This is a genomic window from Nitrincola lacisaponensis, assembly GCF_000691225.1.
Classification (GTDB): Bacteria; Pseudomonadota; Gammaproteobacteria; order Pseudomonadales; family Balneatricaceae; genus Nitrincola; species Nitrincola lacisaponensis.
In genome coordinates this window covers 637,877-663,850 of the sequence record NZ_JMSZ01000016.1, presented here as the reverse complement: position 1 = coordinate 663,850, position 25,974 = coordinate 637,877, and the positions used below count along the sequence as shown (strand labels likewise).

The 25,974-nt window shown below is 52.9% G+C and carries 22 protein-coding genes; 8 read left to right on the top strand and 14 right to left on the bottom strand.

Translation table 11 applies throughout. The annotated features are described in order from the left end of the window. Window positions 1-17 precede the first annotated feature (17 nt). The 3 genes from ADINL_RS06405 to ADINL_RS06395 all read right to left on the bottom strand — a co-directional run bounded on the left by ADINL_RS06405 (window position 18) and on the right by ADINL_RS06395 (window position 1,800). Entirely contained in the window at window positions 18-431 is a 414-nt protein-coding gene (locus ADINL_RS06405) for a CBS domain-containing protein (protein WP_036544998.1), read from the bottom strand. 92 nt (window positions 432-523) lie between these two features. Beyond that, window positions 524-1,378 carry a formyltetrahydrofolate deformylase gene (purU, locus tag ADINL_RS06400; protein ID WP_036544996.1) on the bottom strand — a complete coding sequence of 285 codons (855 nt, stop codon included), beginning with the start codon at window positions 1,376-1,378 and terminating at the stop codon, window positions 524-526. A gap of 77 nt (window positions 1,379-1,455) precedes the next feature. Beyond that, window positions 1,456-1,800, bottom strand: coding sequence for a 4a-hydroxytetrahydrobiopterin dehydratase (locus ADINL_RS06395; RefSeq protein ID WP_036545601.1), 345 nt, complete (start codon window positions 1,798-1,800; stop codon window positions 1,456-1,458). Between the two features lie 113 nt (window positions 1,801-1,913). On the opposite strand from ADINL_RS06395, the gene ADINL_RS06390 reads away from it, so the two are divergent. Genes ADINL_RS06390 through nfsA form a run of 3 tightly spaced genes read left to right on the top strand, consistent with a single transcriptional unit; the run spans window position 1,914 to window position 5,105 of the window. Then, window positions 1,914-3,458 (top strand): thymidine phosphorylase family protein, encoded by a 1,545-nt coding sequence (locus tag ADINL_RS06390; RefSeq protein ID WP_036544994.1) that lies wholly within the window; start codon window positions 1,914-1,916, stop codon window positions 3,456-3,458. After that, on the top strand, window positions 3,455-4,342 hold the full coding sequence (locus ADINL_RS06385) for a ribose-phosphate pyrophosphokinase (RefSeq protein ID WP_036544993.1): 888 nt from the start codon (window positions 3,455-3,457) through the stop codon (window positions 4,340-4,342). Before ADINL_RS06390 ends, ADINL_RS06385 begins: the two co-directional genes overlap by 4 nt. A 22-nt stretch (window positions 4,343-4,364) precedes the next feature. Beyond that, complete coding sequence (nfsA, locus tag ADINL_RS06380) at window positions 4,365-5,105, top strand: oxygen-insensitive NADPH nitroreductase (protein WP_036544990.1); 741 nt, start codon at window positions 4,365-4,367, stop codon at window positions 5,103-5,105. Between the two features lie 51 nt (window positions 5,106-5,156). Here nfsA and ADINL_RS06375 read toward each other — a convergent pair whose 3' ends face one another. After that, entirely contained in the window at window positions 5,157-5,603 is a 447-nt protein-coding gene (locus tag ADINL_RS06375) for a flavodoxin (RefSeq protein ID WP_036544988.1), read from the bottom strand. A 149-nt stretch (window positions 5,604-5,752) separates the two neighbouring features. On the opposite strand from ADINL_RS06375, the gene ADINL_RS06370 reads away from it, so the two are divergent. Next, window positions 5,753-6,091, top strand: coding sequence for a hypothetical protein (locus ADINL_RS06370; RefSeq protein WP_036544986.1), 339 nt, complete (start codon window positions 5,753-5,755; stop codon window positions 6,089-6,091). A gap of 66 nt (window positions 6,092-6,157) precedes the next feature. On the opposite strand, the gene ADINL_RS06365 is transcribed toward ADINL_RS06370, so the two are convergent. From ADINL_RS06365 to ADINL_RS06355, 3 genes are all read right to left on the bottom strand, one after another. Continuing rightward, window positions 6,158-6,367 (bottom strand): cold-shock protein, encoded by a 210-nt coding sequence (locus ADINL_RS06365; protein WP_036544984.1) that lies wholly within the window; start codon window positions 6,365-6,367, stop codon window positions 6,158-6,160. A gap of 554 nt (window positions 6,368-6,921) precedes the next feature. Continuing rightward, the gene (locus ADINL_RS06360; protein WP_084154413.1) at window positions 6,922-9,153 is read right to left on the bottom strand and encodes a YgiQ family radical SAM protein; all 2,232 of its coding nucleotides are present in this window, start codon (window positions 9,151-9,153) and stop codon (window positions 6,922-6,924) included. A 75-nt stretch (window positions 9,154-9,228) separates the two neighbouring features. Beyond that, window positions 9,229-10,158, bottom strand: coding sequence for an exopolyphosphatase (locus ADINL_RS06355; protein WP_036544982.1), 930 nt, complete (start codon window positions 10,156-10,158; stop codon window positions 9,229-9,231). A gap of 171 nt (window positions 10,159-10,329) precedes the next feature. Here ADINL_RS06355 and ADINL_RS06350 point away from each other — a divergent pair, with 171 nt between their 5' ends. Then, window positions 10,330-11,424: an efflux RND transporter periplasmic adaptor subunit gene (locus ADINL_RS06350; protein WP_051632606.1), complete on the top strand. Its 1,095-nt coding sequence runs from the start codon at window positions 10,330-10,332 to the stop codon at window positions 11,422-11,424. A gap of 1 nt (window position 11,425) precedes the next feature. Continuing rightward, window positions 11,426-14,476 (top strand): efflux RND transporter permease subunit, encoded by a 3,051-nt coding sequence (locus ADINL_RS06345; RefSeq protein ID WP_036544980.1) that lies wholly within the window; start codon window positions 11,426-11,428, stop codon window positions 14,474-14,476. Here the strand turns inward: ADINL_RS06345 and ADINL_RS06340 are convergent, their stop codons facing one another. Together ADINL_RS06340 and ADINL_RS06335 are read right to left on the bottom strand one after the other, a co-directional pair. Continuing rightward, window positions 14,477-17,524 (bottom strand): efflux RND transporter permease subunit, encoded by a 3,048-nt coding sequence (locus ADINL_RS06340; protein WP_036544978.1) that lies wholly within the window; start codon window positions 17,522-17,524, stop codon window positions 14,477-14,479. It lies immediately after the preceding gene. Continuing rightward, window positions 17,524-18,630, bottom strand: coding sequence for an efflux RND transporter periplasmic adaptor subunit (locus tag ADINL_RS06335; RefSeq protein WP_051632605.1), 1,107 nt, complete (start codon window positions 18,628-18,630; stop codon window positions 17,524-17,526). The genes ADINL_RS06340 and ADINL_RS06335 overlap by 1 nt, the downstream gene beginning before the upstream one ends. A 129-nt stretch (window positions 18,631-18,759) precedes the next feature. Between ADINL_RS06335 and ADINL_RS06330 the strand changes: the two genes are divergently transcribed. Both ADINL_RS06330 and ADINL_RS06325 read left to right on the top strand, forming a co-directional pair. Beyond that, a complete protein-coding gene (locus ADINL_RS06330) occupies window positions 18,760-19,197 on the top strand; it encodes an OsmC family protein (RefSeq protein WP_036544976.1) in 438 nt (145 codons plus the stop codon). Between the two features lie 93 nt (window positions 19,198-19,290). Continuing rightward, window positions 19,291-20,148 carry an ion transporter gene (locus ADINL_RS06325; RefSeq protein ID WP_036544975.1) on the top strand — a complete coding sequence of 286 codons (858 nt, stop codon included), beginning with the start codon at window positions 19,291-19,293 and terminating at the stop codon, window positions 20,146-20,148. Window positions 20,149-20,192: 44 nt separating this feature from the next. Here the strand turns inward: ADINL_RS06325 and ADINL_RS06320 are convergent, their stop codons facing one another. The 5 genes from ADINL_RS06320 to ADINL_RS06300 form a co-directional block, all read right to left on the bottom strand. Further along, window positions 20,193-21,851, bottom strand: a complete 1,659-nt coding sequence (locus tag ADINL_RS06320) for a HAMP domain-containing methyl-accepting chemotaxis protein (protein ID WP_051632604.1) — start codon at window positions 21,849-21,851, stop codon at window positions 20,193-20,195. A gap of 142 nt (window positions 21,852-21,993) precedes the next feature. Then, a complete protein-coding gene (locus ADINL_RS06315; RefSeq protein WP_239644342.1) occupies window positions 21,994-23,355 on the bottom strand; it encodes a TRAP transporter large permease in 1,362 nt (453 codons plus the stop codon). Between the two features lie 42 nt (window positions 23,356-23,397). After that, window positions 23,398-24,015, bottom strand: coding sequence for a TRAP transporter small permease subunit (locus ADINL_RS06310; RefSeq protein WP_036544973.1), 618 nt, complete (start codon window positions 24,013-24,015; stop codon window positions 23,398-23,400). A 37-nt stretch (window positions 24,016-24,052) separates the two neighbouring features. Further along, a complete protein-coding gene (locus ADINL_RS06305; protein ID WP_036544971.1) occupies window positions 24,053-25,114 on the bottom strand; it encodes a TRAP transporter substrate-binding protein in 1,062 nt (353 codons plus the stop codon). A gap of 67 nt (window positions 25,115-25,181) precedes the next feature. Then, window positions 25,182-25,964: a 3-hydroxybutyrate dehydrogenase gene (locus ADINL_RS06300; RefSeq protein WP_036544969.1), complete on the bottom strand. Its 783-nt coding sequence runs from the start codon at window positions 25,962-25,964 to the stop codon at window positions 25,182-25,184. Between the last annotated feature and the right edge of the window lie 10 nt (window positions 25,965-25,974).

The following is a 25,974-nucleotide window of genomic DNA, read 5'->3' as shown; positions in this document are numbered from 1 at the left end:
TCCGACAGTTTATCCACTCAGCCATCGTTGGCAAAATCCTCAACCGCACGCAACACATCCGCGCGCGAAATCATGCCGACCAGTTTACCGGCTTTCACCACCGGCAGACAACGACGACCTTTTTCAATAAAGGTTTTCGACACTGCGATAATGTCTGCATCATGATTGACCGTGTCGACTTCACGGCTCATATAGTCTTCGACCTTGCCACCACTGCCCATCTCTTCTTCATGGTAGGTTTGACTCAGAATAGCCCGCAGTCCATCCACCTCTGACAGCAACCCGACCAGATCACCATCGGCGCTGATCACGGGAGAGGCTGACAGCTTGTATTCACGTAACGTCATCAGCGCACGAAACAGATCCGTCTCCGGAGAAAAAGTCACGAGTTTGCTGGCCATATAGTCCTGAGCTTTCACTGATCTCAGCATGGGGGTTATCCTCTTGTTAACGCCAGAGTTCAATGTCTTATGACACTTTCAGTGTAGACTATTTTCCCGCTTTTCGAATGACTTAGAGAGAATCAGGCAAACACAATGGTTTTATTGCCATGCACCAGAACCCGGTCCTCCAGATGCCATCGCAGGCCTCGAGCCAACACCTGTTTTTCCACATCACGTCCAAGACGCACCATCTCTTCAGGGTGATCACGGTGACTGATACGGGTAACATCCTGATCAATAATCGGGCCCGCATCCAGATCTTCAGTGACATAGTGACAGGTAGCACCGATCAGCTTCACTCCACGCTCATGGGCCTGATGATAAGGGCGCGCACCGGCAAACGATGGCAGGAAGCTGTGGTGAATATTGATGATACGATGCGGGAAATGCTCACACATGCCTGCCGGTAATATCTGCATATAACGCGCCAGCACGACCAGGTCAGCATCGTGCTGCAATATCAGCTGTTCCACCTGATCAAAATGTGCCTGTTTGTTCTGTGGATCCACCGGCACATGGAAATAGGGAATCCCATGCCACTCCACCATGCTGCGCAGCTTGTCATGATTGGAGATAACACAGGGGATTTCACAAAACAGTTCATCACTGTGATAGCGATACAGCAGGTCTGCCAGACAATGAGACTCCCGGCTCGCCATCAGGACTACACGTTTGGGACGATTGGAGTCCTGTATTTCCCATTCCATGGCGAATGAATTAGCGATGGGGGCAAACGCCTCCCGCAAGGCATCCAGCGAGAAAGGCAGTGTCTCGGCCTTGATCTCGACACGCATGAAAAAATAACCCGAGGTAGGGTCCGAATGCTGGTTGGCATCGGCAATAGAACCGCCATGGCTGGAAATAAAATTACTTACCATTGAAACTATACCTACCCTGTCAGGGCAGGAGAGCACCAGTCGAAAACGGCGTTCCATGATTCTGTTCGCTTCCCGTCAGTTAAACATCGGGCTATCTTAACAGGAAGCAGCGCCGGGGCGAACTGCTGAAGCCCTTAACCCGTATTCTGCCGGGAAAACAGCAGTTCGGTTTCAATAGCACAGAGAAAATCGCCCTGCTGCACACCGCCAATTTTATGGGTATACCAGGTCACCGTGACACTGCCCCAACGGGTCAACAGGTCCGGATGATGACCGATAGATTCGGCAAAGGCACCGATCTGATTGGTAAAGGCCAGTGCAGAGGCAAAATCCTTAAAGGAAAACTGACGCGACAACTTCTCCTCACCCTGCTCATTGAGCAGTTGCCAGCCAGGCAAAACTGTCAGCTCCTGTTGTATCTGCTCTGCATTCAGCCTTGGCGCATCGGCCCGACAGAAGTTACACTCTTGCTTATCCATTCCGGCCCCCTCGTTGCCAACCCCGGAAGGGTCAGCTTTACTGATATTAAATAACACTACCCGACCCCTGAAGTCACATGACTCCTTTTTCGGGTAACAGGATAGCGCTCTATATGAATTTTGTACCCGAACGTATGGCCCCACTGCGGGCTCGCCGCATGGGCATCGACACCCATCATGAACCCACCCTTTATCTTCGTGCCGAAAGCCCGGTGTGCCGTTCGGAAGGGTTCGAAAGCCTGTCTCGCATTCTGGCCAGCAGCCATGGCGATAAATGTATTATCGCCTCACTCAATATTATTACCAGCGACCTGATTGCTGACGATGAGGTCGGCTTTTCCGAGGCTGCCTGGAAACGACTGAATATAGAGCCGGACGCGCCGGTATGGCTGTCGCATCCCCGACCGGTTCAGTCCCTGTCTCATGTTCGTGCCAAGGTGTACGGTCATCGACTGAGCCAGGATCAGTTCCGGGAAATCATTCATGATATTGTCTCGGGACAATATGCCGAAGTCCATCTGGCGGCCTTTATCACTGCCTGTTGTGATGACCAGCTGGATGATGAGGAGATCACCTCACTGACACGTGCCATGGTTGAATCCGGCAGCCGCATCGACTGGAAACTGCCTGTTGTGCTGGACAAGCACTGTGTGGGTGGCCTGCCCGGCAACCGTACCACACCAATTGTGATCTCGATCCTTACAGCCTGCGGAGTCACGATTCCGAAAACCTCTTCCCGCGCTATCACCTCACCTGCGGGGACAGCCGACACCATGGAAACGCTGACCCATGTCAGCCTGTCACTGGATGAAATGCGACATGTGGTCAATAGCGTCGGAGGATGCCTGGCCTGGGGAGGGTCTGTGCGCCTGAGCCCGGCAGATGACCTGCTGATTCAGGTTGAGCGTGCTCTGGATATTGACAGCGAAGGTCAGCTGATCGCCTCAGTGCTCTCCAAAAAAATTGCGGCCGGCGCAACCCATGTACTGATCGACATTCCGGTCGGACCAACAGCCAAGGTGCGCAGCCAGGAAGCGGCAGATAAGCTGGCAGCGAGTTTTCGCGCTGTGGCTACCCAACTGGGTCTGGAGATTCGCATTCTGTTTACCGATGGCTCACAACCCGTAGGTCGCGGTATCGGACCGGCACTGGAAGCACGGGATATTCTCGCTGTCTTACAAAATCAGGCCGACTCACCGGATGATTTGCGTGACCGGGCAGCAGTGATTGCCGGTGCCATGCTGGAAATGGTGCAGGACATCCCTGCGGGTGAAGGTGTACGTATCGCGTTAGAACAGCTGAAATCCGGTGCAGCCTGGAATAAGTTCATGGCGATTTGTGCGGCACAGGGCGGTATGAAATCACCGCCTCTCGCACCCTATCGCTATGCCCTCATCGCACACCAGGACGGCATAGTGACGAACATTGATAACCGCAAACTGTCAAAAGTGGCCAAGCTTGCCGGCGCCCCTGCCGACCCCGCTGCAGGTGTGGAAATGCATGTACATCTGGGACAAGCGGTTGAGTCCGGTACACCAATGCTGACGATCCATGCCGAAAGCGTTGGAGAACTCAACTATGCTGTTGACTATCTCAGCGAGCATCACGACATTATCAGCCTGGCCCATGAACGACGTGAAAAGGAAAAACACGCATGACCACTCTGTTTTACAATCTGGATTCCGATGCAGCCTTGGCAGCACAACTCTGTCAGGCGCTTTCCGCCGAAGCTGGCACACTGGAGCTTCGCCACTTTCCCGACGGTGAAAGCTATCTGCGCGTGCATGATCAATGCCGCGATCGCCCCTGTGTTATTTTCTGCAACCTGTTTCAGCCTGACAAAAAGACACTGAGACTGTTGTTCCTGGCAGACACCCTGCGCGAGCTGGGCGCCAGCCAGGTGATACTGGTCACTCCCTATCTGGCTTATATGCGCCAGGATAAACGCTTCCATGAAGGTGAATGTGTCAGTTCACGTCCTTTTGCCCGTCTGCTGTCACAAGCGGTCGACGGTCTGATTACCATTGACCCACACTTGCACCGTTATCACAGCCTGTCGGAAATCTACAGTATTCCCACCCGGATTGTTCAGGCCGCTCCACTGATTGCGAAATGGATACAACAACATATCCCGAATCCGGTACTCATTGGCCCCGACAGTGAGAGTGAGCAATGGGTCTCTGAAGTTGCACGCCTGGCTGAAGCACCGTTTCAGGTGCTGGAGAAAGAGCGCTTTGGTGATTACAACGTCTCGGTATCCCTACCCGAGCTGGAACCCTATCAGCAACACCACCCTGTATTGGTTGACGATATCATCTCCAGTGGTCGTACCATGCTGGAAACCATTGCTCATCTGGATCGTGCCGGACTGCCGCGCACGACCGCAATCGGTGTACATGGTATTTTTGCAGGCAGTGCCTATGCACAGCTGAGTGAAAAAGCCCAGGTAATCACCACCGACTGCATCCCACATATCAGTAACAAGATTGAAACCAGTACCGCACTTGCCGAAGCTGTACGCCAGCTACAATCCGAACTCTGAAGCGCCGAGGACTGACAGCAACATGACGCAATCCGTTATTGAATTACTCAAGCAACACCGCTCCATCCGCAAATTTACCGACCAGCCTGTGCCTCAGGACTGCGTCGAGCAGCTGATTGAAGCCGGTCAGGCTGCCGCCACCTCCAGTTTTATCCAGGCCTGTACGGTAATTCAGGTGAATGACCCGACTAAACGCACCGCTCTGGCGAGCTATGCCGGTAACCAGGCCTATGTCGCCAGCGCACCGGTCTTTCTGGTGTTCTGTGCCGATATGCACCGCCATCAACGTATCTGTGAATGGCATCAGGCCGAGATGCTCAGCGGCTTTACCGAACAGTTTATTACCGCCACTGTGGACTGCGCACTGTTTGCCCAGAACAGCGCGATTGCTGCCGAATCGCTGGGAATGGGTGTGGTCTATATTGGCGGTCTGCGGAACCAGATCGAGCAGGTCAGCGAGTTGTTACAGCTGCCCGAGCTGGTCTACCCGGTGTTTGGTATGTGTATCGGCTACCCCGATCAAAACCCGGAGATCAAACCCAGACTACCGTTATCGGTGGTGCTGAAACAGGATGTCTACGAGGACAAGCAGGATCTGGCAGCTATTGAGGCCTACGATGAAGCGGTCAGGCACTATTATCAGACCCGTACCGGTGGCAAGAAAGTCATGGGCTGGAGTGATCAAATTTCAGCCATGCTGGTCAAGGAAGCGCGCCCTCACATGCTCGACTACCTTCAGGGCCAGGGTTTTCTGAAACGCTGAAGGCTACCGATACGGACAGCTTGCCTGCACAACAGTACTGGATGGCGGCCTTTAAAGTGCCGTCATCCAGTCACGCAACCACTCAATCGCGACACCTTCAGGGTCAGCCGTTTCGCAGGCATCAATATAGAGCACATCACCGATACGCTGTGCCTGCAACTCCTGCAGCAATTCATCACACTGACGTCCGGCGTCCGCGAAAGTCTCATACGAACTGTCACCTAATGCAATCACACCATAACGGCGCTCCGGCATTAGTGGAAAACGCTCACGCAGCTCACTGATCAAGGGGTAGAGATTATCCGGCATTTCACCCTGGCCTGTGGTCGAGGTGCAAAACAGCAGCACTGATTCAGGTCGAACCAGCAGATCATTCAGTGACGCGGTGGAGAAAACATCAGCCTCGTGCCCGGCGCTTCGCAGCAGCTCGGCACACTCCTCTGCCACAGACGAACTGTTTCCATAGACAGATCCCACCAGCAACATCACATTCGCCATTTCGCCTCCCGGTCTAGTAATTCAAGAGCCTGCATCATAATCGATTCAGAAGCGCGAGAATACCGAGGCAGAACAGGGGCATTCATCACGCCCTATGCTATTTGCTGCTATGCTGACAACATCCGGATGGCTGAAGCGGAGATCAAACCATGTCAGAGGATTATTTCAACCTGTTGCTGCAACAGCTGGAACAGCAAGCTGAAAAGCGTAGCGGGCAACAACACATCACCCTCTCGATCCAGCAAGAAGACCTGTTCAGGTTACAAGCGCTCTGTGAGTTGTATGCTGTGTCTCTGGATGATCTTGGACCTGCGTTATTTCATACCCTGTTAAAGGAGATTGAAGCGCGCATGCCCTATCGTCCCGGGCCGAGAGTCATACGTGAAGAAGATGGTGATCCCATCTATGAAGATATCGGACCGACACCCAGGTATCTGGAGATACTGCGCCGACTCGAAAAAGAAATGGCCGAAAGCCAGGAAATATAACGAACTGCAGAAAATAAGACGGCGGGCACCAGGCCCGCCGTCAGAAAACTGTACCTGATCTATTAATCAGACAACAGTTACGTTCTCAGCCTGAGGACCTTTCTGGCCCTGAGTAACTTCGAACATTACCTGCTGGTTTTCATGCAGTGTACGACGACCTGTGCCATTGATTGCACGGAAGTGTACGAATACATCCGGACCGTTCTCCTGCTGGATGAAGCCGAATCCTTTCTCGTCGTTAAACCATTTTACGGTGCCGGTTACTTGCTGTGACATGTCTTGCCTCTTTCGTTTACATAGTTGCCATCAATTTGGCATTTTTCAAAAGACCGGTAAATCCGGTCCCGTTTCTGTCCCCATTGCCAGATCAATCCGGCAACACTGAACGCTGTAGCGAAAAGCCAGCCTTAACAGGCCCACTTTCCGAAATTTTTTCCTTCCGCATGATTCAAACCTGGCACAGTCACGCACACAGCAATACCAGACAACCTGAGTTGTCGAGAGATAAACGCTTGGATAATCGATTGAGTGGTCGTCAAACGAGAGAGTGAGCGGATCAGACTGAAAAGCCTGCTGCCTTTTTTGAATGTGGACGGCTGAACAAAGCATCCGTCAGTTGTGAACCGCAGTTCACGTGTATTTACATGCATCAAATTATCTATAACTCTAGCTCCAGCGCTCGGCTGGCATCCCGGTCAACACATTGACGGCAAAGCCATCATTCTAAACACAGGTGCCTACCGGGAAGCACCTGATGTCTTCAACTATACACCTGTTCTACCGAATTACAATGCAGGATTGATGAATATTTACCCTTTTTAGCAAATAAATCAGCGCTGCGCAGGTTTACGTGCCGCTTTACCTCGGCCACGGGCCGCCTGAGGTCCTTTACCCGCCTTGTGCGACCGGGGAGGCAGTCCGGTGTGCTGTGTCAGCATACGTCCACGTGATCCACGTCCCTGAGGCTGACGTTTTGAAGAAGCTGTTTCTTCACTGCCTTCTGCTGGAATCAGCTGCGCATCACCCGCACCAATCAAATCTGCACGACCCATCGCTTTTAAAGCTTCCCGTAATAATGGCCAGTTTTCCGGGTCATGCCAGCGCAAAAAAGCTTTATGCAGGCGTCGCTGTCGTTCGCCTTTCACCGTTTCAACTTTTTCCGCTGTCTTTTTATAGGACAGTCGCTTCAGCGGATTACGCCCGGTGTGATACATGGTCGTCGCCGTTGCCATGGGTGATGGATAAAACGCCTGCACCTGGTCCGCCTTGAAACCATTGCGCTTCAGCCACAGCGCCAGATTCAGCATATCCTCATCCGTAGTGCCTGGATGTGCCGCGATAAAATAGGGAATCAGATATTGATCTTTGCCAGCCTCGCGCGAGAAACGCTCAAACATTTTTTTGAATGCATCATAGCTACCGATACCCGGCTTCATCATTTTATCCAGCGGGCCTCGCTCAGTATGCTCAGGCGCTATTTTGAGATAGCCTCCCACATGATGGGTCACCAGCTCGCGTACATACTCAGGATCTTCAACTGCCAGGTCATAACGCAAACCTGAAGCGATCAGAATTTTTTTGACCCCTTTCAACTGCCGTGCCTCACGATACAACTGCGTCAGGGCCGAATGATCGGTATTGAGATTGTGACAAATCCCAGGGAACACACAGGAAGGCTTACGACAAGCCGCTTCGATATCCGGGCTTTTGCAGGCAATGCGGTACATATTCGCTGTCGGGCCGCCCAGATCCGAGATCACACCGGTAAAGCCGGGCACCTTATCACGAATCAGTTCAATTTCACGCAAAATCGATTGCTGCGAACGATTCTGGATAATGCGCCCTTCATGCTCGGTAATCGAACAAAAAGTACAGCCACCAAAACAGCCACGCATGATATTGACCGAAAAACGGATCATTTTATAGGCGGGTATCTCTTCCTTGCCATACGCAGGATGCGGTACCCGTGCATAGGGCAAATCAAACACGCTATCCATTTCAGCCGTGGTCAACGGAATCGGCGGGGGGTTGAGCCAGACCTCCTGATCACCATGCAACTGCACCAGAGCACGTGCGTTACCCGGGTTGGTTTCCAGATGCAATACCCGGCTGGCATGTGCATAGAGTACCGGGTCTTTACTCACCTTCTCGAAAGATGGCAGACGTATGACGGTTTTACTGCGATCCAGACGCATACGCGGCTCAATGTGCAGAATCTGGACCTCATCATCCGCATCCATTTCAACCGCCTCACCCGCAGATCTATCCTCATTTTCCAGTTCGCACTGAGGCAGATCACGAGTATTAACATAGGGGTTGATAATCTTGTCGACTTTACCCGGACGGTCTATACGTGTGGAGTCAATTTCCATCCAGTTTTCAGGCGTATCCTTACGCACGAAAGCCGTACCGCGAATATCCCGCAAGGTGTCAATCGATTCACCGGCATCCAGGCGTCGGGCGACCTCCACTACGGCTCGCTCTGCATTACCATAGAGCAACAGGTCTGCACGAGAATCCAGCAGAATTGAGCGCCGTACCTTATCCTGCCAATAATCATAATGGGCAATACGACGCAAGGAGGCTTCAATACCACCGAGGATCAGCGGCACATCCTTATAGGCTTCGCGACACCGTTGACTGTAAACAATACTGGCACGATCCGGGCGTTTGCCTGCCCGGTTTCCTGGCGTATAGGCATCATCAGAACGTATTTTTCGATCCGCCGTATAGCGGTTAATCATGGAATCCATGTTACCGGCAGCGATCCCGAAGAACAGCCGAGGCTTACCCAGTACCTTGAACGCATCAGCCGAATGCCAGTCCGGCTGGGCAATAATACCGACTTTAAAACCCTGAGATTCCAGCAGGCGTCCGATGATAGCCATACCAAATGAAGGATGATCAACATAGGCATCCCCGGTCACGATGATAATGTCACAGGCATCCCAGCCAAGCTGTTGCATCTCCTGCCGACTCATTGGCAAAAACGGAGCAGCAGACTGGCGGCTGGCAGAGAGAAAGGTATTGGGTAGGGTGGAAGCGTGTTGTGCCTGGATCATGGAGAGGATACTGTCTATGAGTTACGTCACAGACAGTATACCTGAGTTCTCTGCTCAGAGATATTTCAACGCAGATTAACCATCCTGGTTGATTCGAGCGATCAACTCTGCCAACACAGCTTCAGCACGGGCATTATCGACCTGGCAGGTACCCGCCGCATGATGACCTCCACCACCATACTGGAGCATCAACTCACCGACATTGGTCTTGGAGCTGCGATCAAAAATAGATTTACCTGTCGCAAACACAGTGTTTTGCTGTTTCAGTCCCCAAAGGACATGGATAGAAATATTACACTGAGGAAAGAGCGCATAGATCATGAAGCGGTTGCCGGCGTAGATGGTTTCCTCATCCCGCAGATCCAGCACCACCAGGTTACCGTAAACCCTGGCACAACGCTGAACCTGCGCCTTGAACAGCTCCGCCTGATCAAAATACAGATCAACACGTTCCTTGACATCGGGAAGCTCTAAAATCTCTTCGATGGTCAGGGTTTTACAGTGCTCGATCAGATCCATCATCAGGTTGTAATTGGAAATCCGGAACTCACGAAAGCGCCCCAACCCGGTTCGGGCATCCATCAAAAAGTTCAGTAACGGCCAGCCTGTCGGATTCAGTACCTCATCCGGCTCAAACTGTGCCGAGTCGCCTTTATCTACCGCCTCCATCATTTCATCCCAGGCGACCGGGAAGGCCGCATGTCCGCCGTAATGCTTCCATACAACACGTGCTGCAGATGGTGCATCCGGGTCAATGATATGGTTATCACGCTTCTCGTTACGCAGGGTTTCAGACAAATGGTGATCAAAGGCCAGATACACGCCTTCAACAAATGGCAGATTGGTGGAAATATCCCGGGCAGAAATCTCGACACTGCCATCCTGCATATCCTTGGGGTGTACAAACTTGATGTCATCGATCAGGTCCAGGTGTTTTAACAACACGGCACAGACCAAACCATCAAAATCACTGCGCGTCACCAGGCGGAACTTTGGCGCTGTCATAGGGATCGAACCTCCAGCCAGTTGGATCGTTATTTTGCTTAAAACATACCCTCAAATGCAGTGAATAGGAACCCTTGATGCAACGATGATCCCGTCGGATGATTTCGCATTTCTCGACAAGTTGCTATGCTCATCAGCATTCGCCAGACATGGACTAAGGAAAACTGTAACATGGCACCGTTTTTCACCGGGCGTAAACTCAACGTTTCTCTGCTATTGGCACTGCTACTGACGCTATTGCTGGCTGTCTGGCTATTCAGCGGCTCGATTTACAGCAGTGCCACTGAAGCACCGGATTTCACACCGGATAGCCAGGCACAGGGGCTTCCCCGCGTTGAAACCCGAATACTAGAGAGTCAGACCTACTCTCCCCTGCTCAAACTGCAAGGACAGCTGGAGCCCATCCGTCATCTGCAACTCAACAGCCGTCTGAGCAGCGACTTGACCACCTGGCATGTGCGCCTGGGTGAAACCGTACAAGCAAACCAGTTGCTGCTGTCACTCGACCCTGAAGACCGGCAGGCACAGCTGCAACGGGCAGAAGCGGATCTGCGCGTAGCGGAAGCAGATCTGCGTGCCGCAGAAAGACTGCAGCGCCAGAGTCTGGTATCAGAAAATGACCTGTTGCGTCTGCAAGCCAGTGTTGCCACAGCGCGTGCTGAACGTGACCGCCTGCAGCTGGAATTGAATCACACCGAAATACGGGCGCCATTTGCCGGAACGGTTGAAGCACTACCGGTAGAAGTTGGCAGCAATGTACAGCCTGGTGATGTTCTGCTCAGCCTGACTGATACCGGTCAGTTGAAACTGACTGGCCAGATTCCCCAGCAACAGGTGCATCAACTGACTGAAGGCCTGGCGGTTGAGGCCATCCTGCTGGATGGCCGCCGATTGACAGGACACCTCAGTTTCATCGCCAGTGTCGCCGATAGCCAGACTCGCAGCTACCGTATTGAAGCCCTGATTGACAATGATGCCTTCAAGCGTGTTGCAGGTGCCAGCGCGACGCTGCATATCCATCTGCCTGATCGCCAGGCGCATCGTTTTTCTGCCGCACTGCTCAGCCTGGATGATGCCGGACAGACCGGTGCGTGGGTGCTGGATTCAGATGAAAAACTGGTATTTCTGCCCGTCGAGATTCTGAGCTTGGACACCTCCGGCGTCTGGGTCAGCGGTTTACCTGACAGGGTTGAGCTGGTGACTCAGGGGGCCGGATTCGTGGAGCCAGGACAGCGCGTACAGGCTTCACGCGTGGAGCCTGATTGAAATGGAAGCACTAATTCGAGCCGCACTGATTCGCAGCCGGGCCACGCTGACCCTGTTTACCTTTTTATTGATCGGTGGTTTTGCTGCGTACCAGGTCATTCCGAAAGAAGCGAATCCGGATGTTGTAATTCCGATGATGTATGTCTCCATGAGCCTGGAGGGCATCAGCCCGGAAGACGGTGAACGCTTACTGGTCCGCCCCATGGAACAGGAATTGCGGTCGCTGGAGGGGGTCAAGAAAATGACCTCGACCAGCAGTGAAGGACATGCATCGGTGATGCTGGAGTTTGATGCAGGGTTTGATCCGCAAAGTGCGCTCCAGAATGTCCGTGAAAAAGTCGACACGGCACGCTCCAAGCTTCCGGCCGAGGCTGATGAACCGCGTGTACATGAAATCAATGTTGCCCTGTTCCCGGTGTTGTCCGTGGCGCTCTCCGGTCCGGTATCCGAAGCAGAGCTGGTGTATCTGGCCCGACGTCTCAAAGAGGTCATTGAGGGCATCCCGGAAGTCCTCGAAGTGGATATCGGGGGGGACCGGGAAGATCTGCTGGAAATTATTGTCGACCCTCAAGTGCTGGACAGCTACCAGATCGACTATGCACAACTGTTCAATCTGGTGTCCAGTAACAACCGCCTGGTTGCAGCTGGCAGTCTGGATACGGGTGCCGGGCGCATGCCGATGAAGGTACCAGGCGTCATTGAGACTCTGGACGATGTGCTGGGCATGCCGGTCAAGGTTGAGGGCGATACGGTCATCACTTTCGCCGATATTGCTATCTTACAACGCAGTTTCAAAGACCCGGCGGGGTTTGCCCGGATTAATGGTCATCCCGGTATAGTACTGGAAATCAGCAAGCGTGCGGGTGCCAATATCATCGATACTAACACTCAGGTACGTGCCTTGGTCGAGCAGGCACGCAGCCAGATGCCGGACAGCATCCAGGTCAACTATATTATGGATCAGTCAGACGAAGTCCGCATGATGCTGGATGAGCTGCTGAATAACGTCCTCACTGCAGTGGTGCTGGTACTGATACTGATCATTGCGACCATGGGTCTGAAATCAGCAGTGATGGTTGGCCTGACAATTCCTGGTGCCTTTCTCACCGGTATTTTGATGGTCTGGGCCGTCGGTTATACGCTGAATATTATTGTGCTCTTCTCTCTGATTCTGGTAGCCGGCATGCTGGTCGATGGCGCTATCGTGGTCAGTGAGCTGGCAGATCGGCACCTGCGTGAAGGACAATCTCCCCGTGAAGCCTGGATACAGGCTGCCAGCCGCATGAGCTGGCCGATTATCGCATCCACAGCCACAACCCTGTCGGTATTTATTCCGCTGCTGTTCTGGCCCGGGGTGGTCGGAGAGTTCATGAAGTATCTGCCGGCAACCGTGATTCTGTGCTTACTGGCTTCGCTGGCGATGGCACTGGTCTTTCTGCCCACCATGGGCGGCGTTCTGTCCAGTAAAAGTGTTCGTGAGGAGGCCCAGCCGGGAGCCTTTACACAACTCTATCGTGCGCTATTGGCCAAATTGCTGCAGGCGCCCTGGCTGACACTGCTGGGTATGCTGGTATTGATCCTGCTGATCTATACCGCTTATGGTCGTTTTAATCATGGCGTGGAGTTTTTCCCCGATGTGGAGCCGGAAACCCTGCAGCTTCAGGTACGTGCACGAGGAGACCTGTCTGTATACGAGAAAGACCAGCTGTTGCAGCGTATCGAAGCGCGACTGAATCATTACCCTGAAGTCGAATCACTCTATGCCCGCAGCTTTGCCATGCCCTCCATGCAAATGGGTACCGACGTGATCGGCATCTTGCAGTTCCGCCTGGTTGACTGGCACCAGCGCCGGCATTCGGAAGCGATTATTCAATCGATGCGCGAACTCACTGAGGATATTCATGGCATAGAGCTGGAGTTTCGTAAACAGGACATGGGACCTGGCCAGGGTAAACCCGTGGAGCTGTTAATCAGTTCGGATGATCCGGATCTGTCAGAGCAGGCGGTTGAACTGATCCGGGAACAGATGCTGACACTGGGTGGCTTTCAGGATATTGAAGATGACCGCACACTCCCCGGCATCGAATGGCGGCTGCAGGTCGACCGTGAAGCGGCCGCACGCCTGGGTGCGGATGTCATGAGTGTTGGTAACGCTGTACAACTGGTGACCCAGGGGCTGCTACTGGCAACCTACCGTCCCGAAGATGCTACCGATGAAGTGGATATCCGGGTACGCCTGCCGCAGGACTGGCGCTCCGTCGATCAATTGAATCGTTTAACGCTGCATACCTCTCGCGGGCAGGTACCCTTGAGCCACTTTGTCTCGCTGCAGCCAGCCCCGCGTGTCGGTAACCTACATCGCGTCGATGGGGTGCGTACACTGACATTGCAGGCCGATATCGCCGAAGGTTACCGCCTGGATGAACGCCTCAGCGCCTTGAGTGGATTTTTTGATCAGCTACCAGAAGGGGTTAGAGTACGCACCGGCGGTGAAGATGCAGATCAACGCGAAGCGGCACAGTTCCTCAGCACAGCCTTTGTCGTCGCCATTTTTCTGATGCTGCTGATACTGCTGGTGCAGTTCAACAGCTTTTATCAGACTGCGCTGGTGTTATCCGCCGTAGTCTTTTCCACCGCCGGTGTATTACTGGGACTGCTGATCAATGGCCAGTCTTTCGGTATTGTAATGGTGGGCATGGGTATCATCGCGTTGGCGGGTATTGTGGTAAACAACAACATCATCCTGATCGACACCTATAACCTGATGCGTCAGGAAGGCATGGCACCCTATGAAGCAGCGCTGGAAACCGGCGTACTGCGCTTGCGCCCTGTGCTGCTCACTGCCATTACAACCATTCTGGGACTCATGCCGATGGTACTGGGAGTCAATGTCAATCTGCTGGAACCCAGCCTGGGTCTTGGCGCACCTTCCACACAATGGTGGACACAGCTGTCCAGCGCCATAGCGGGCGGGCTCGCTTTTGCCACTCTGCTCACTCTGCTGCTGACGCCCTGTATGCTGTTGCTGGGTGCCCGGGTACTGAAGCGCTGATCAGCGCTTCGCACCAGGTGGCGCAATTCTGAAAAACAGACTGTATAGCGCCGGTACTGCCAGCAGGGTCAGGAAGGTGGCAAACGCCAGACCACTCATGATGGTAATCGCCATATCGGCAAAAAATACATCAAAGGCCAAAGGCAGCATCCCCAGAATCGTGGTCACCGCAGCCAGTACAACCGGTCGCAGACGCGACACGCTGCCTTCCACCAGTGCATGCTCCGGCGTTTCGCCCTGCGCAATACGCTGATCAATCTCATCCACCAGCACAATGGCATTCTTGATCAGCATGCCCGACAGACTCAGCATCCCCAGCAATGCCATAAAACCAAATGACATGCCCGTGAGCAGCAAGCCCCAGGTCACCCCGCAAATTGCCATGGGCACACACAACCAGATGATCAGTGGCTGCTTGATGCGGGCAAACAGCAGCACTGAAATGATCATCATGGCCAACAGGCTCAGGGGTAGCTGCCGCGCCAGCGCACGCTGCGCATCACCGGAACTTTCGTATTCACCGCCCCACTCCAGTCGATAGCCTGGCGGCAGCGGAAGGGCTTCGATCTGACCGCGCAGGTCAGCAAAGGCGGCGGCGACATTGACGCCCGGCAACGGGTCTGCACTGACTGTCAGGGTGCGCTGCATATTACGCCGCAGGATCAGAGCCTCCTCCTGACGCGTCTCAAACTCATCCACAACCTCACTGGCAGGCACAAACTGACCGGTCGCACGGCTCCAGATCATCCGGTCTTTCAACTGTGTTGCCCGGCCACGCTCATTGGCTGGAGCTCGCAGCAGTAATGGGATCAAGCGGTCCTCTTCCCGGTACAGGCCAATCATCTGCCCGGTCGTAACCATTGACAGGGACTCAGCCAAATCCTGACGACTGACGCCCAATACACTGGCTCGATCATCAGCCAGGTGCGGCACTATCACCCGCTCAGGCTGACGCCAGTCGCTGCGCAAATGCGTTAGCTGACCTGTCTGACGGAATACCTGCTTGGCATCTTCTGCCAGCTGTCGTAGTACCTGGGGGTCCTCACCCTGAAAACGGGCCTGAATCGGAGCTCCCTTGCCCGGCCCCAGACGCACACGTTCTACCCAGGCCTGAGCCTGTGGATACTGCTGCAATTCAGCATCAATCTGATCAGCCAGTATATCTATCTGCTCTGCTGATGTTGCTGTAATCACCAGCTGGCCATAGGCAGGGTTGGTCCGTTCAGGCTGATACACCAGCATCATGCGTGTCGCCCCCATGCCTGCAACACTGGTCACCTGCTCAACACCGTCCAGTTGACCGACAAAACGACTCAGGGCTTCCAGATCACGATCGGTTGCACGAATATCTGTTCCCTGTTCACGCCAGTAGTTGACGTAGAACACCTCCGTCTGGGCATTGGGGAAAAACATCTGCGGCACCTGGGCAAAAGCCACGAAACTGATCCCGGTAAAGGCCAACAGCCCCAGCAGAGTAACGCGCCGATGCCGTAAAACCCGCTGCAACAGGCCACGATATCCGCCTGCACCTGCCGAAGTTGTCTCGGATGTATCACCGGCAGAGGCTGATGCCGTGACAAACAGCAGACTGGCCAGCAACGGCACCACCGTGATCGCCAATATCCAGCTCAATAACAACGACAGGCCGATGACCAGAAACAGTGAAAAGGTGTATTCACCGGTCACATCCTGCGACAGCCCGATACCGGAAAAAGCCAGGATGCCGATCACCGTAGCGGCCAGCAAAGGAACCTGTGTTTGTCCGGCTATTCCGGTCGCAGCCTCGCGCGCATTACGGCCCTGTTGCATGCGTACCAGCATGCCTTCAGCAATCACAATGGCATTATCAACCAGCATACCCATCGCAATGATCAGGGCACCCAGAGAAACACGCTGCATCTGCAGCCCGGTAATTTTCATCAAGAACAGCGAACCGGTGACAGTCAGCAACAAGGCACTGCCAACCACCACACCTGCACGCCAGCCCATGAACAGGCAAAGCACCAGAATCACTATAGAAACCGACATCACCAGATTGAGCAGGAAGGCATTCAACGCCCGCTCCACGATATGGTGCTGCTGGTAGATCGGCTGCAGCTCAACCCCTAACGGCAGCTCAGCCATATGTGCTTTCAGTGCCGCTTCTACGGCATGCCCGACCTCGACAATATTACTGTCACCCGTCGCTGCGATCCCCAGCGTTACAGCATCCTGTCCGGCAAAGCGAATCAGCTGCCGCGGCTGCTCATGGTAATCACGAGAGATCACCGCAACATCTCCCAGCCTCAGGGTGTCTCCGGAAGGCGTGGTCAGGTAGAGATTACGGATCTGCTCCAGACTATCAAAGTCCCCCGTCGGTATCACACGAATGGCCAGATCACCCAGCGTTTTACGACCGGCATCAATCACCGCATTTTGCAGTTGCAGTCGCCCCGCCAGCTGTTCAGGGCTCAGGCCCAGATGAATCAATACAGCCTGGGGGATCTCTATCAGAATGCGCTCATCCCGCTCCCCCTGAATAGACACCTTGGCAACACCCGGCACCCGTAAAGCAACACGGCGCAGCTCCCGGGAAAAATCACGCAGTTCAGCCGTTTCAAATCCTGGTGCTGTTACCGCAAACAGCAGACCAAACACATCGCCAAAGCTGTCATTGACACGTGAAGGCCCGACACCAGGAGGCAAATTCGGCTGGGTATCCTGCACTTTTCGGCGCAGCTCATCCCATACCTGGGGCAGATCCGCGGAACGATAGGCATCTTTAATCTCTACCGTAATTTCAGACAGCCCTGGCATGGATCGGGACACCAGACGCTTCAACTGCGGCATCTCCTGCAACGCAATTTCCAGCTGGTCGGTCACTTCCTGCTCGACCTCCATGGCAGAAGCCCCTGGATAAGGCGTCAGAATAATCGCTTCCTTGATGGTAAACTCCGGGTCTTCCAATTGCGGCAAGGTCAGAACAGCCCAGATCCCCCCCAATAAACATACCAGAATGAATAACCAGGTGTTGACCGGCTTATCAATGGAGGCACGTGCAATATCCATCAGCGACGCTCCCGACGTTCCGGATCGGCACGCACCTGCATTCCGTCACTGAGAAAACCGGCTCCAGCCGCAACAACCTGATCACCGGCAGACAGCCCTTCCAAAATTTCAACACCCTCTGCGGTCAGGCGTCCGGTGGTGACCGGATGGCTCATTACCTGCTCTGTCTGCGGATCATAGACAAAAACCCGTGTATCACTGCCCTCACCTACCAAGGCCTGTAATGGCAGCACCGGCAGATGCGATGCATCAGCCATCAAGGCCACCCGCACAGTGGCACTCATGCCCGGCAATAACCGCAAATCCGCCGGATTCTCCATATCAAATGTGACCCGGTAAGTGCGTGACCGGGGATCAGGCTCCGTCGCATACTCTTTGAAGTTCAGTACAAACTCGCGATCAGGTACAGATGGCAGTGTCGCGGTTACATGGAAAACACCCGGATCCTGTACCTGAGGCAAGAGGATTTCCGGCACGGCAATCTCAACCTCAATGCGGCTCAGATCCTGCAAACGTACCACAGGTGTGCCCGCTGCCAGTTGAGTAAAGTTTTCTGCCATACGATCCGCGATCACCGCATCGTAAGGTGCAAAAATCTCTGTATAAATCAGGTTCTGACGCGCCCGATTCAGTTCAACGGTCGCGCGATCATACGCAGTACGAGCCTCATCCAGCTGTGCCTGAGAAACATGATTCTGGCTGCGCAGTTGCTGTACCCGACGCAGATCCCGTTCTGCCTGTTCATACGCCACCCGTGTTGAGGCCAGCAGCAGTTCGTAATCGGTCTGATCAAGACGGGCAATCAACTCACCTTCACGAATCGTGTCACCCTTGATCACCGGCAGATGAACCAGTTTACCCGCGACCTGGAACGACAGGTTTGTCGCCTGAGCCGCTTCCAGACGGGCCGGGAAATAGCGCTCGGAGATAACACCCTGTGGATCCAGTTGCATCAGGCGCACCAAAGGCAATGTTGCGGTCTGCGTTTCCGTTGCAGGCTGACACCCCAGCAGCCCTGTCACAGCAAGGCACAGCAAGAGTGAAAGGGGTAAACGCCGACTGCCCGAACGAACACGTGAAATCCAGCTAATCTGCAAAAGTTTCATTAGAAAAACCTGTTTTATCCGTGTATAAGTAGATTCCCGTAAGTATGAAGTGATTCTGACGTGCTGCAATAGCATTTAGCGTCAATTTTTGCTTCGCCGGGATAAAATAGACATGAGCGTGGAGAGATCATGAGTCAACATAAATGCATCAGCGTACAGGCTGAGATGACCGATGGTTTTGCTGTCAAAGCGCAGCTCGGTGAACATACGGTCATCATCGACCAACCTGTCGCTGCACGGGGCACGGGCCTTGGACCCACACCACTGGAGTATTTTCTGTTTGCCCTCGCTGGCTGTATTGGTACGATTGCCCGCATTGCCGCGATGCAGCGCAAACTTGAACTGCGCGGTATGAAAATCGCAGTTGAAGGTGACTACAATCCGGCAGGGCTACTCGGCAAGCCCAGTGATGACCGTACAGGATTTCAGCAGATACGGATTACGGCAGAGATCGATGCGGATCTGAGCGATGCTGAAAAGCAGGCGTTTCTGGATGAAGTCTGTGATCGCTGCCCGCTGCATGACAACACCCGGCTGGAAACCGAAGTCATACACAGCTTGAGCTAAAACCCTTCACACTCCGCTTTTGCCTGACAACTGAATCAGGGATAATAGCGCCCCGATGCCCGTTGATGATGTAAATGCGGAGTGATATTTACCATGAGAATTTATTGGAATCGCCTCCAGGATCGCCTGGAACGATTACGAGCCAACAAGCTGTTCGAAACCTTCGTCATCTTCGTGATCATCGCCTCGGCCCTGCTGATCGGCGCCAAAACCTATGAAGAGACATCCCGCTTTGACATCATTATGCGCTGGCTGGATCTGGGCATTACCCTGTTCTTCCTGTTCGAGATTTGTATTCGCCTGGCTGCAGAAAAACGCACTCTGGATTTCTTCAAGAAAGGCTGGAATATTTTTGATTTTCTGATTGTCACCGCCAGCCTGATACCGATTGACGATTCTGAAATGGTGCTGATTGCACGTCTGCTGAGGATTTTCCGCGTCTTGCGACTGGTATCCATGATCCCTGAACTGCGCATGCTGCTGGTAGCGCTGGTTAAATCCATTCCCCGTATGGGCTATGTGGCCCTGCTGATGTTTATTATCTTCTACATCTATGCCGCCATTGGCAGCTTCCTGTTCGAAAGCGTGGATGAAAAGCTATGGGGAAATATCTCGCTGGCGATGCTGACCCTGTTTCAAGTAGCTACCTTTGAAAGCTGGGCCACCGCAGTACTCTATCCCACCATGGAGCACTACCCCTACAGCTGGATTTTCTTCCTCACCTTTATCTTCCTAAATGCCTTCATTTTTCTGAACATGATGATTGGCATTGTGCTCGATGTGATGCAGAAAGAAAGTGCTGCCGAGCAGTTGGAGTCCGGAGAGGGCGAAGTGGCTGAAATTCACTGGATGCGTGAACAGATGGTCATGATGGCAGAACAGCTCAATCGTATGGAGCAGCAACTGGGGCAAGTTGCCAGCCAGACCCCCAAAGAAAACAAAGGTGAATGACGGGGTTTTCCGTCATTCACCTGACGCATTGAAGCGCTTTACAATCAGAACTTCAACTGCCCGACAATCGCTTTTAACTGATCAGCATGCTCGGCAATACGGCGACTGGACTGGGCAGTCAATTCAGATGCCTGAGACGTTTCATCGGCAGCCATATTGATCCGGTTGAGGTTTTCATTCATTTCATCCGCCACAGAACTCTGTTCTTCGGCAGCACTGGCAATCTGAGTATTCATATCGTTGATTGCCATGATGGCTGCCATAATATCTTCCAGAGCCTGGCTGGCCTTGACCGAATGTTCAACACCTTCACGTGCGCGCACTTGCCCTTTGTTCATCACATCCGTGGCATTAACAGCGGACTCTTGCAAATGCGTTACCATCGCCTGAATTTCACTGGTTGAAGCCTGTGTTCGACTGGCCAGTGAACGGACCTCATCGGCCACCACAGCAAAGCCACGGCCCTGCTCGCCCGCACGTGCTGCTTCAATCGCTGCATTTAGAGCCAGCAGATTGGTTTGTTCCGCAATTTCACGAATCACATCAACGACAGAGCCGATTTTACGTGCATCTTCAGCCAACTCATTAATGACTTGAGCAGCCGATTCTACCTCCTGAGCTAACTGCTCCATTCCCTGAGCACTGCTCTGCACCACCACCTGTCCTTCATGCGCTTTCTGATCGGCCTGACTGGCGCTACTGGCTGCACTGGCAGTATTCTTTGCAACCTCATGTACTGTCGCATTCATTTCATACATGGCAGTGGCAACCATATCGGTTTCGGCCCGCTGCTTCTGTATACCGCGACTGGCCTGCTCAGCCACGACAGAACCCTGCTCTGCCAGTTCAGCCAATGCATTGCCTGACTCGCCAATTTGTCGGCTCATCTGATTCAATTGAGCACGCGTCGCCACAAACTGTCGGATAATATCACCAAACTCATCCGATGCATTCTGATGCCCAACCGCTGTTTCTCTGAAATCACCCGCCGCCAGCTGCTCAGCGATACTACCCAAACCTGCGGTGCCACCCTTGAGACGATTAATCACCCGCCAGGCGATTACCACCACCAGCAATGCCAACAGCAGACTCAGACCTATCAATTGCCAGGTCAACCGCGTGGAGAGCTGGTCCATATTGGCTTTGGCTTCCTGTGCACCACGCAGTTTACGATCACTCAACGCCTCACGGGCCGTATCGGCCTGAGCATAAAGCGGATTAACAGAACGCAGTATGTGCAGGTTGGCCTGCACATACTCACCCCGTGTCAGGTAAGCTACGGTCGGTTTTACGGCCTCGTTCAGATAACGCTGATACGCGGTTTCAAACTGCTGTGCCAGACGCGTTGCTTCGCCACCATGGTACACTGACATGAAATGCTTCCATAAGCTTTCAATTTCATCAGCATTACGCTGAATTCGGTCCAGATGCAGCGTAGTCGGATGATCATGCATGGTTGAAAACTGACCGGATGGATTGTGCTGAATAGACAATAACAACTCTGTACGTATCTGCTCCATCAAACCGCCAATGCGCTCGACTTCATACAGCGGCACCATACGCCGGTCATAATTGTCTTCAAACTGAAAAGCCTTGTAATTAAAACCATACAAAGCGAAGGCTATTAAACTGATCACAGCAAGTAAAAACAACATCACCAGAAATCGCATCTGGTTTTTAACGGAGTTTAAATTCAGGAACATAAGGGCACCGGCGGTTGAACTTTCTCAAGTTATTTATTAGCCGATTATAATCTTTTTAAAACAGATTAACAGTTATGGAGAGGCGTTTGCGGGGATAAATGCCCCTCCAGCAGCTGGCACACTGCCGGAGGGAAGTGATGTGTTAACCGTAACGCACACCGGGTAACCAAAGCACCAGATCTTTCCAGTAGAACACCATGGCCACAGCCAGCAACTGAATCATGATGAAGGGAATCACACCCTTATAAATATCAGTCGTTTTGATTGTCGGAGGGACAACCCCTTTCAAATAAAACAACGAGAAACCGACCGGTGGTGTCAGGAAAGAGGTTTGCAATGCCAGTGCAAACAACACGACAAACCAGGTCAGATCGAAGCCCAAAGCCGCTACCACGGGTCCCACCAACGGCAACAGGATCAGACTGATTTCCAGCCAGTCCAGGAAGAAACCTGCGACAAAGGTAATCAGCAGAATCACGATGACGATCCCTTCGGGTGACAGCGGGATGGCTTTCAGCAAACCACCAATAAATTCATCACCACCCAGTGAGCGCATGACGACCGCGAAGGCGGTTGCCCCCAGAAAGATCCCGAATACAAACGCAGTTGTCAGACTGGTCTTGATACTGACATCTTTCAGTACAGCCATGTTCAAACGACCATTCATAGCTGCCAGGATTGTCGCACCCAGAGCCCCCACACCCGCCGCTTCGGTAGGCGTTGCGATACCCAGAAAAATCGACCCCAACACAGCCAGAATCAAACCCAATGACGGTACCACAGCCCAAAGCGTGGAAAGAATCATTTTCAGCGTGATCGGCGGCAGATCAGTACGTGGCTTGGATAAGGAAGGTACAAACAGCGACGCAATCACCACATAGGCAATATACAAAAGGCCCAGCATCACGCCAGGAATCAATGCTCCCATGAACAGATCACCCACAGCCAGGGACAGCTGATCCGCCATAATAATCAGCATAATGCTGGGCGGAATCAGAATACCCAGGGTTCCTGCCGAAGCGACAATACCACTGGCAAAGGCGGGCGAATACTTCTGTTCCAGCATGGTCGGAATGGAGAGCATTGCCAACAAGACAACAGATGCACCTACAATGCCGGTTGACGCTGCAAGAAGGATACCGATGGTGATGACGGCTACACCCAGACCACCGCGGAACCGGCCAAACAGATCGACGAAGTTCTTCATCAGCTTTTCAGCGACACCCGAACGCTCCAGCATCAACCCCATAAAGATAAACATGGGCAAGGCCACCAGCACCCAGTTGGTCATTTGCGCATAGATACGCTGCACCATGACCCCGAAAATGCGCCAGTCGGTGAGAAAATAGGTGTCTACGTCCAGATACTGGTATGCCAGTATGGAGCCTACGCTGAAGAGTACCGAAATACCCGCCAGAATCCAGGCAACCGGATAGCCGGAGAAGATCAGCAGTATAAAACTGCCGAGCATTGCCATTACGATCAATTCATTGGTTTCGAACACAGAGTCATCCTCTTATACAGCCTATCCGCCTGAGCTGCTCAGTCAGGTGGATGTGTTATTTTTATCTGCTGAAAGTGACTTTCTGGCGGCAGGAAAACCGGTCAGAAATGAAAACGCACGGATCATTCTGGCCAGCCCTGCCATGAAGATCAGTGTAAACGCAATCAGAATGACGGATTTGATGATCCAGCGCATCGGCAAGCCACCCGGGGCGGCTGATACCTCATTAATCCGATAAGACCTTTCCACAAAGGGATAGGCGTAACTCAAAATCAGATAGCAGAAAGGCAGTAACAAAATCAGGATACCGAGAATTTCAATGACGGCACGTGTTTTGGGATGAAAGTGTTCTGCCAGAACATCAACACGGACATGACCATCGTGCAGCACACAATAGGACAAGGCCAGCATGAATCCCACAGCAAACAGATGCCATTGCAACTCTTCCAGTGCAATCAGATTGGTTCCAAGCACATAACGCATGATGACATTACCCACGATCAGTAACATCAGCGCAATCCAGATTAGTGAAGAGTATTTGCCAAAAAACTCAACAATACCCTCTAATATGTCGCTTATCAGTGTGCGAGGATATTCGACGGCCGCTCGATGAGCGACCGCCTCCTCGACTTTATCAAGATCTATATCATATTCAGCCATTGTGAATATCGCCTTTTAAGTCAGAGGATTGAATATTTCAGTCTTCGACACCCCAGTCACGTGGCAAATAGCCCAGGTGTTTCCATGGACGGTGCTCATCCTGGAAAGCTTTCATGGACTGATAGACCTTGGCAAACATTGGATCGTTGGCTGAACGACGTTCCATGACACGCTCTGTTGCCTCTTCAAAGGCCTTGAGCACATCTTCCGGATACTGATGCAACTGCACGCCACGCTCTTCAAAGCGTTTCAGTACCGCACCCTGAAGCGCCTCTGCTTTTGCCAGCGCCAATGCATTACCGGCCATACAAGCATTCTCAATCAATGCTTTGGTCTGATCATTCAGGCGATTCCACTCATCCATATTGACGTAGAGGAACTGGTTGGTCGAAGGCTGATGCCAGCCTGGCAGGTAGTAGTGTTTAGCCACCTGGTAGAAGCCCAACTGCTCATCCACTGTTGGCAGGGAGAACTCCGTACCATCCAATACACCGGTTTCCAATGCCTGATACAGTTCACCACCTGGCAGGAGTGTGACCGACATACCAAACTCGGCCATGATTTCACCACCAACACCGGCCGCACGGAATTTCAGCCCCTGGAATTTATCCAGCGAGTCCATTTCCTCACGGAACCAGCCTGCCGCTTCAGGGCTGATGGTGCCACAGAGAATGGGATAGACGTTATGAGGCGCAAAGGCTTCTTTCAGTAACTCATCACCACCATGGAAGTACATCCAGGCCAGGAATTCCTGAGACTCAAGACCAAAAGGCGTTGCACCGAAGAGTGCTGATACCGGCAACTGTCCCCACTCATATCCCATCCAGGAGTAAGCTGCAGGTACGTTACCGTTACTGACGTTTTCAAAAGCGCCCAGAGCCGGAATCAATGCACCTGGCTCGAAAGTTTGCAGGGTCACACGACCACCACTCATCTCACCAATCATGCGCGCCACTTCCGGCATGGTGTCACCCAAGGCCGTCAGGGTAGAGGGGAAGCCCATGGGTACTTGCCAGCGAACCCGGTCAAAGTCAGCCATAACAGCGGTGGACGTTACCATAGAGACTGTTACAGCAGCGGCTAGAAGTGATTTTTTCATGCTTGTATACCTTTTGTTAGTTTTATAAAACAGGTTTATTCAGCGTATTTTCGGTGTATTGCATTATTCAGTGCGCAGTCCAACCTCCATCTATCGGCATTGAGGTTCCGGTAATGGCCTTGGCGGCATCGGAACAGAGAAACAGGACCAACTGACCAATATCAGCTGGCGAGACAAAATCAGGATAAGGCGCTTTGGCTTTAATCAGTCCCTGTTTGGCCTCTTCATAGCCGGTGTTATGTTCACGGGCAAAGGCTTTGAACTGTTCAACCAGCAAAGGCGTATCGGTCCAGCCAGGACAGATGCAGTTGGCCGTCACGCCCTTGGCCGCCAGCTCCAGTGCCGTGACTTTGGTCATCCCTATCAGGCCATGTTTGGCCGCACAGTAGGCCGCCTTATGGACCGATGCCACCAGACCATGTACAGAGGAAATATTAATGATGCGCCCCCAGCCCTGTGCAACCATCGCGGGAACAGCCAGGCGTGTGGTGTGAAAAGCGGCAGACAGATTGACGGCCAATATCTGATCCCATTTGTCCACCGGAAACTGCTCAATTGGAGCGGTATGCTGGATACCGGCATTGTTGACCAGAATGGTAACCGGACCGACTTGTGATTCGATCTGCTCCATCATCTGTACAATAGTGTCGGCTTGACTGATATCCGCCTGCACATAAACTGCTTCAACACCATGCTGTTTATGGAAAGCCTCAGCCAGTTTATCGCCTTCTACCTGAGGTTCGAGGCCATGCAGTACCAGATCAATACCGGCGACTGCCAATTGGTGTGCAATCGCCAGACCTATACCGCTGGTGGAGCCTGTGATCAGTGCACGTTTGATACGACTCATGGGTGTTATC